Origin of the sequence: Streptomyces graminilatus (assembly GCF_001418565.1) — a bacterium.
Classification (GTDB): domain Bacteria; phylum Actinomycetota; class Actinomycetes; order Streptomycetales; family Streptomycetaceae; genus Streptomyces; species Streptomyces graminilatus.
In genome coordinates this window covers 1-7,213 of sequence record NZ_LIQQ01000322.1, presented here as the reverse complement: position 1 = coordinate 7,213, position 7,213 = coordinate 1, and the positions used below count along the sequence as shown (strand labels likewise).

7 protein-coding genes are annotated in these 7,213 nt (G+C 71.3%); 3 read left to right on the top strand and 4 right to left on the bottom strand.

The window, feature by feature from the left end:
- The first annotated feature begins 190 nt into the window (after nt 1–190).
- The gene (locus AOK08_RS26325; RefSeq protein ID WP_055530542.1) at nt 191–964 is read left to right on the top strand and encodes a hypothetical protein; all 774 of its coding nucleotides are present in this window, start codon (nt 191–193) and stop codon (nt 962–964) included.
- A gap of 151 nt (nt 965–1,115) precedes the next feature.
- Here the strand turns inward: AOK08_RS26325 and AOK08_RS26320 are convergent, their stop codons facing one another.
- The gene (locus AOK08_RS26320; protein WP_055530540.1) at nt 1,116–2,003 is read right to left on the bottom strand and encodes a GntR family transcriptional regulator; all 888 of its coding nucleotides are present in this window, start codon (nt 2,001–2,003) and stop codon (nt 1,116–1,118) included.
- Nucleotides 2,004–2,934: 931 nt separating this feature from the next.
- On the opposite strand from AOK08_RS26320, the gene AOK08_RS26315 reads away from it, so the two are divergent.
- Nucleotides 2,935–3,978 (top strand): DUF2637 domain-containing protein, encoded by a 1,044-nt coding sequence (locus tag AOK08_RS26315; RefSeq protein WP_055530538.1) that lies wholly within the window; start codon nt 2,935–2,937, stop codon nt 3,976–3,978.
- A gap of 60 nt (nt 3,979–4,038) precedes the next feature.
- On the opposite strand, the gene AOK08_RS26310 is transcribed toward AOK08_RS26315, so the two are convergent.
- The 3 genes from AOK08_RS26310 to AOK08_RS26300 all read right to left on the bottom strand — a co-directional run bounded on the left by AOK08_RS26310 (nt 4,039) and on the right by AOK08_RS26300 (nt 6,329).
- Nucleotides 4,039–4,455 (bottom strand): ATP-binding protein, encoded by a 417-nt coding sequence (locus tag AOK08_RS26310; protein WP_055530544.1) that lies wholly within the window; start codon nt 4,453–4,455, stop codon nt 4,039–4,041.
- A 574-nt stretch (nt 4,456–5,029) separates the two neighbouring features.
- A complete protein-coding gene (locus AOK08_RS26305; RefSeq protein WP_055530536.1) occupies nt 5,030–5,545 on the bottom strand; it encodes a hypothetical protein in 516 nt (171 codons plus the stop codon).
- 163 nt (nt 5,546–5,708) lie between these two features.
- On the bottom strand, nt 5,709–6,329 hold the full coding sequence (locus AOK08_RS26300) for a hypothetical protein (RefSeq protein ID WP_055530534.1): 621 nt from the start codon (nt 6,327–6,329) through the stop codon (nt 5,709–5,711).
- 255 nt (nt 6,330–6,584) lie between these two features.
- Here AOK08_RS26300 and AOK08_RS26295 point away from each other — a divergent pair.
- Nucleotides 6,585–7,213, top strand: a 629-nt coding sequence (locus AOK08_RS26295) for a helix-turn-helix domain-containing protein (RefSeq protein ID WP_157876799.1), incomplete at its 3' end; no start/stop codon positions are given.

Here is a 7,213-nt window from a genome sequence, read left to right as displayed (position 1 = left end):
GAGCGGGCGGGGCGGATGGGGCGTGCGGTTCTGGTGTGCGCCGGGTGTGGCCGGTTCTGCGGCAACCCTGATACTCACCCGTCCCCGACTTTGTGAATACTTTCACCCACCCCCTTGGCCCGGCACCGGGATTCGTGCTGAGATGCCGCCACCACTCAACAGGCTCGATGGCGCGCTCGGGGAGGGCAATGTGGCGTACACCGCCATGTCTGGTTCCGGAACGACCTCTGGTGACGATCCACTCCAGACCGCGGTATGGCGGCTGCGCTCACGCGCCTGCTGGGCGGACGCCGCGGCGCTGCTCGACCCCGGCACCGCCGACGCCTCGCTCCAGCGGGCCGCGCTGTTCGTGGAACGGTGCCTCTACACCGAGCGGGGCTGGGAGGAGGCCGAGGACGCGCTCCGTACGGCGGAGGCGGTGGCCCGGAGCGACGACGAGCGGGGCGCGGCGGCCTGTGAGCGCGGGCGGTTGGCGTACGCGTCGACCCTGCTCGGCGTACGGGACCGCGCCGACGAGGCACGGGCCGCGCTGGGGCGGGCGGCGGCGCTGATCCCTCCGGGAGCCGCTGGGCGGGCGGTGCTGGACTTCCGGCGGGGGCTGCTGGCCGAGAACCTGGCGGATTCCCCGCAGGCGGCGCGGGCCGCGTACCGGCGCGCGCACGCGGGGGCCACCGCGCACGCCGATCCGTTGCTGCTGTCGTTCACCTGGCGCCATCTGGCCGGACTCGCCCTGCGTGACGGGGAGTTGGCGGAGGCGCGGCACGGGTTCGGCGAATCGCTGAGGATCCGGGAGGAGTTGGGGTATCTGGTGGGGACGGCGCCCGCGCTGGCGTCGCTGGCCGACGCGGAGTCCGAGCCGGAGGCGTCGCGGCTGCGGGCGGAGGCGGGGCGGCTGTTCCGGTTGCTCGGGGGTGTGCCGACCTGGTTGGCGCGGCAGTTGACTCCACCGCCTCCGGCCGCCTAGTCGTTTGGCTGCGCCAACCGGGTGGGACGGTCGGGTTGTCCGGCGACCACCGGTCCGCGGCGGCCGGTCCGCGGCGGCCGGTCCGCGGCGGCCGGTGGTGCCCCGTGGTGAAGCCGCGGAGGAACACAGCCCGGCGCCCCTTGAGGTCGGGTCAGTGAGCGCCTGCCACATGCTCCCGTACCAGTGACTGAACCAACTGCACGTCCCTCGCGGTCAGGGCGTCCAGCAGGGTGCCGTGGTCCGCCGCGTCCGCCATGAGTGCCGCGCGGCCCCGTACCGACTTCGTGTCGACCAGGGGCCACTGGGCGCGGCGGTGGAGGTCGTCGGCGATCTGGACGAGCTGGGTGTTGCCCGCGAGGGACAGGACCGCCCGGTGGAAGGCCCGGTCGGCCTCCGCGTAGGTGGCCCGGCAGCCGGTGGACGCCGCGTGGGCCGTCGCGTCGGCGAGGGGGCGGAGTTCCGTCCAGCGCTCGGCGGGCACCGTGAGGGCCAGGCGGACCAGCACCGGCAGTTCGATCAGGGCCCGGACCTCGGCCAGCTCGGCCAGTTCGCGGGCACCTCGTTCCACGACGCGGAAGCCGCGGTTGGGGACGACCTCGACGGCGCCCTCCTGCGCGAGTTGCTGCATCGCCTCGCGGACGGGCGTCGCGGACACGCCGAACCGGTCGCCCAGGGCGGGGGCCGAGTACACCTCGCCGGGTGCCAGCTCGCCCCTGACGAGCGCGGCGCGCAGCGCGTCGAGGATCTGGCCGCGCACGGAGGACCGCTGGACGGCGGGGCGGGCTCGCACGGTACGGGACTGTGCCGTACGCGGCCCGGAGATCGGCTGCTCACTGTGCGTGTGCTCGCCCCTGGCGCCGTCGGCCGACGCGTTCTCGCCCACGGTCGCGCGGGCCGTCGGACCGCTCGCCCCGGGGGCCCACCCGCGGTCCATGTCCACGGCCCTGGGCTGCGGTGGAACGCGCGGGACGCCCGGATGTGAGACCGGGACCCTCGTCTCGGGCGAGCCGTGCGCGCCCTTCGGGCCGGCGTGCTGCACGGGGGCCTCCTGGGGGCTGGATGACACTTGACGGCACATGGGGGCATAGCGGCGGGTTGTTACTCGCCCGTCAAGCACCATAGGCGCACATTCCATCAGTTCAAATCCCGATTCGACTCCAGGATCGGATCCAGGCCGAATTCGGGCTGAATCCGGGCCGAATCCGGCGTTGATCCCGGTCACATCGCGAACATGACCAGCAAGGTAAGCCTTACCTTTTCCCCTCGGTCGGCCATCGGGGTGGGGTCGTCCCGACCCGCCCGCTCCCGCACCGGCCCGGTCCGCCTTCCCCGACTCGTACGACAGGTTCACCGAGGCCCGTCCGGACGCGACCGTCACCGAACCGGGTCCCGGACAGGACCGGGGGCGTCCCCCACCACCGCGCCGGCGGGCGCTTCGGCGTCCGCACCGGCACCTTCACCTGCCCGCCCGGGGATCCGGCGGCGCGGCCGGGCCCTGCGGGGCATGGCGACCGACGACGCCACGGAGGGCCGGCACCGCACCGGACAGGCCGTCGGCGGGACTGCATGCGCGACAACGGCCCGCGGACCTGCGACAACGCCCGTACCGCCAAGGTGACGACCCCCGCCGAGAGTTGAGCAACCCTCAGCAATCGGCCCCCTCCCAGGGGGCCCGGAACGGCGTGCCGTAGGATCGCCGCCGTAAGATCGCGTTCGACTGGGGCTCCCCATCGTTACGGGCACTTCACAAGTTCCTCACTTGTCGCAGGAACTTTCCGTGGAACCACCCGTACGGGTAGTCTTATTCGAACTCAACTCCCGCCCCTCAAGCGGCAGTTCGAGCAGAATGTCGCCCTGAGCATCCCCTTGCACCTCCTTAGGCGGCCTCTTGCCCCGAAACCCCCTGAGGGCTGAGGGGATTGGGCCAATATGGCGGGCGTTACGCCCTATCCCAATGCAAGGGACCCCAGATGAGACTGACCGACATATCGCTTAACTGGCTGCTTCCGGGCGCCGTACTGCTCCTGGGCGTGCTGGCGGCGGTGGCGGTGCTCGCGCGCGGCAAGCGCTCCTCCGGGGCGAAGGCCGGCCAGGACGACTCGTGGGAGCGCACCGAGGAGCGCCGCAGGCGCAAGGAGGCCGTTTTCGCCACGGCGTCCTATGTACTCCTCTTCTGCTGTGCGGCGGTCGCCGCGGCGCTCTCCTTCCACGGCCTCGTCGGCTTCGGCGAGCAGAACCTGAACCTCACCGACGGCTGGCAGTACCTCGTCCCGTTCGGTCTCGACGGGGCGGCGATGTTCTGCTCCGTGCTCGCGGTGCGCGAGGCCAGCCACGGTGACGCGGCCCTCGGTTCCCGGATACTCGTGTGGCTGTTCGCTGCCGCCGCCGCCTGGTTCAACTGGGTGCACGCGCCCCGGGGTCTGGACAACGCGGGCGCCCCGCAGTTCTTCGCCGGCATGTCGCTGTCCGCCGCTGTGCTCTTCGACCGCGCGCTGAAGCAGACCCGCCGGGCCGCCCTGCGCGAGCAGGGTCTGGTGCCGCGTCCGCTGCCGCAGATCCGTATGGTCCGCTGGGCCCGCGCGCCCCGTGAGACGTACAAGGCCTGGTCGCTGATGCTCCTGGAGGGCGTCCGCAGCCTGGACGAGGCGGTCGACGAGGTGCGTGAGGACCGTCGCCAGAAGGAGCAGGCGCGACTGCGTCGGCGGGAGCAGGAGCGGGCCGAGCGCGCGCACCTCAAGGCGATCAGCCGGGGCCACCGCGGTCCGTTCGGCGGCGGTGGCGGCGGTGGCGGTCAGCAGGTCGAGGTGGAGCGGGCGCCCGCCCAGGTCACCTCGGAGCCCGCCATATCCTCCGCGGAGCAGTTGCCCTTGCGCGCCCGTCCCTCCCTCCAGCCCGTTCGGGGCAGCAGTGACTCGATCACTGTCGACCTCACGGCGGAGGACGACACGATGGCTCTGCCCCGCCTGGACTCCCTTGAGCGCAAGCTGCGGGACCTTGAGCAGCAGTACGGCTGAGCGCCGCTGAACAAGAGTTGAGCGCGAACCGCGCGCCGACGACATGGGGGCGTGGCCTGTTCAGGCCGCGCCCCCGTTCAGTTCGAACCACACCGCCTTGCCCACGCCGTGCGCCCGGACTCCCCACGCGTCGGCGAGGGACTCCACCAGAACGAGGCCTCTGCCGTGCGTGCCGTCGTCCGGTATGGGTTCGCGCAGTCTGGGCCTGCGGCCCACGAAGTCCCGTACCTCCACGCGTAATCCGTGCGGCGAGACGGTGGCCGTCAGTACCGCGTCGCGGTCGGTGTGCACCAGCGCGTTGGTGACCAGCTCGCTGGTCAGCAGCTCCGCGATCTCCGAACCGCCCGGCCTCTCCCAGTGCCGCAACAGCTCACGCAGTGCCCTGCGCGCCTCCGGCACCTCCCGCAGATCCGAACAGCCAAGCCTGCGCCTCAATTGCGACGCCTCCCCCCGGTGCGCGCCATCGTCGTCCCCGATGGCACAGCCGTCGTCGTTGTCGGTGCCGTGGTTGTCGTCGGTGCGGTCGTCGTCATCGCTGTGATCGCTGTGATCGCTGTGATCGCCGTGGTCGCCGTATTCGCCGTATTCGCCGTGGTGCTCGTATTCGCCGTGGTCGCCGTCGTGGTTGTCGTCATGACCGTCGTAATCGTCGTCGTAGCCGTCGTCGTGGTTGTCGTCGTTCTCGGTCGCTTCCTCCGCCGTTCTCGCCGCGAAGGCCCCGATGGTCACGGGACCGCCTCCTCGCGCCTGCCTCTTCATGACCCCCGCCCGGACTCCGGTGAACTGTCCCCTCCAGATCGAACGCGTTCACGGGATCCATGCCCCCGACCTGAACACGGCAGTCATGTCGAATCCTCAACGACCGGATGTACGGGGCTGATTGGACCGTTCATGGCCGGAACTGGACCTTGGTCGCACCCGGCGGACATGACTGGCCGGGGGTTCGGAACGGACGCCACGACAGATCACGCGCCCGTCCGGTCGTGGACGGGCGCGTGAGGGCGGTGGATCGGCCGGACTGTCCACTGCGGGCTACAGATCCGGCCGTAGGTCACTTCCCGCCGATGCCCTTGGTGCCGATGTTGATGATCCGGTGGTCGCGGGTCATGTCGACGACCAGCTTGGTGGTGCTGGTGGTGCTCCCCGAGCCCCAGGTCAGCGTGATGCCAGCCTCCGTGTGGTCGGCGGTGCCGTTGTCGGTGACCTTCCAGCGGAGGGGGACGTTCTGGGCGCGCAGGACGCCGTCCGCGTGGTTCTTCTCCTCCCAGGCGACCAGCTTCTTCAGGTAGTCGGGGTGGATGTAGTGCTTGCGGAGTTCCGCCGCGAGCTTTCCGCCGTTGCCGGGGCCGCTCTGGGCGTCGATGTAGGCGCCGTAGAAGTCGGCGATGCGCGTCACCGAGTCGGACGGGCTGCCGGTCACCGTCCGGGGCGCCTGGGCGGCGGCCTCGGCCGGGGTCGCCTGGGCCGTGGCGGTCAGCCCCAGCGGGAGGGCCGTGACGGCCGCGATCCCGAGGGCGAGGGCGACGGCACGGCGGGCGGGCAGGCGCGAGATGGTGCGGCGGTTCATGTGGGTGTTCTCCCCGTGGGTAATCAGTAGATGACCAGTTGATCGGTCGAGCGGTTGATCGGTCGAGCGGTTGATCGGTTGGGCTTTTTTGTGGCTGAGCGGCGTAGCGGCTGAGCGGCTGATCGCTGGAGCCGGGCTCGGTGGGCCGGCCAGTGACGGCCGGTCAGTAGAGCTTGTTGACGGCAGTGGTCGTCGTCTTCTTGAAGGCCTTAACCGGGGCGTCCGTGAAGTCGCCCATCTGGCCCCATTCCACGACCGTGACGGCGTGGCCGTCCCGGCCGACCGACAGCAGGTTGATGTCAGTGGCGCCGTACGAGGTCTCGGTGTGCAGTCCGTAGACGTGCGCGCCCTCCTCGGCCGCGAGCTTGCCGTAGTCCTTGAACTCGGCCTTGATCTTGGGGTCGGCCTTCTCGATCCGCTTCGGGCAGGAGCGGATCTCCTTGTTGAGCCGCTCGGCGAGCGCCTTGGCCTTGGCGTCGTCGGCGACGACGATCGTGAGCTGGACGGCGCCGGTGTCCAGGTCGGTGCGGAACTCGCGGTACCGGGAGTCGTAGCCCGGCAGCGCCGCGCCGAGGCAGAACTTCAGCTCGTCCGGCACCCCGTCCTTGACCCGGTCGGCCGTCCAGGCGGAGCTGGGGTGCGGCGGCAGCTCGGCCGCCGAGAGGAACCTGGGCTGGGCCGGGGTGCTCGGCTGCACGGCGGCACCGGCCGGGGCCGCGAGGGCGAGTCCGGCGGCGGCGAGTGCGGTGAGTGCGGACAGCGCGATGTTCATGCGAGTGGGCATGGGTGTCCCCCGTGTCTGGGTGCACGACTGTGCACGGTTGTGCGGCTGGGTGTTGTCGGATGTCGCCGCGCCGGGTGGTCGGTCCGGCAGCGGTCGGTGCGACCTCCACAGCATCGGCCGCCGCTCGGGGCAACCGCAACCGCCGACACACGATCCGCGACGGTGGAACCATCCCATCCCCTCTGACGTGCAGGTATATGGAGTGCCTGGGATGCCGTTCCGGGACACGAGGAGCACGAGAGAAACGGGGAAGGTGTGTCGACCCACGACGACGTGGCGGAGTTCGCGGCGCTGCTGACGGGGCTGAAGGGGCGTACGGACCGCAGCTACGGATCACTGGCCCGCCGCCTGGGCATGAACACATCCACCCTGCACCGCTACTGCTCCGGTGACACGGTCCCGCTGGACTTCGCCCCGGTGGAACGGTTCGCCGCGCTGTGCGGGGCCTCCCCGGAGGAACGCGTGGAGCTGCACCGACTGTGGATCCTGGCGGTGGCGGCAAGGCAACGGCCGCGTACGCCCGGGGTGCCGGGTACATCCGGCGAGCCCGGTACGACCGGGCAACCGGACACGTCCACGGATTCCGACCCGCCCACCGCGGCACCTGCGTTCGCCGAGCCCCGTACGGTCACCGAGGCGCGTACGCCCTACACGGAGGCCGCTCCCGCGGAATCAGCCGCACCGGAAGCAGCCGCGCCGGACGTGACCGCTGCCACCGGCCGTCCCCCTGCCCAGGTCCCCGCCGGGCTCCCGTGGTACCGCCACCGTCGGGTCGTGGTCGCCACGGCGGTGGTCGGCACGTTCCTCGCCGTACTGGGCACGCTGGGCGGTCTGTCGGCCCTGTCCGACGACCGCACCCCGCCCAAATCGTCGCAGGCCCCCTC

Bases quoted from the DNA above. Each gene is read 5' to 3' on its own strand.
- AOK08_RS26315 (WP_055530538.1), top strand. From the start codon at position 2,935: ATGAGACTGACCGACATATCGCTTAACTGGCTGCTTCCGGGCGCCGTA.
- AOK08_RS26305 (WP_055530536.1), bottom strand. From the start codon at position 5,545: ATGAACCGCCGCACCATCTCGCGCCTGCCCGCCCGCCGTGCCGTCGCC.
- AOK08_RS26300 (WP_055530534.1), bottom strand. From the start codon at position 6,329: ATGCCCACTCGCATGAACATCGCGCTGTCCGCACTCACCGCACTCGCC.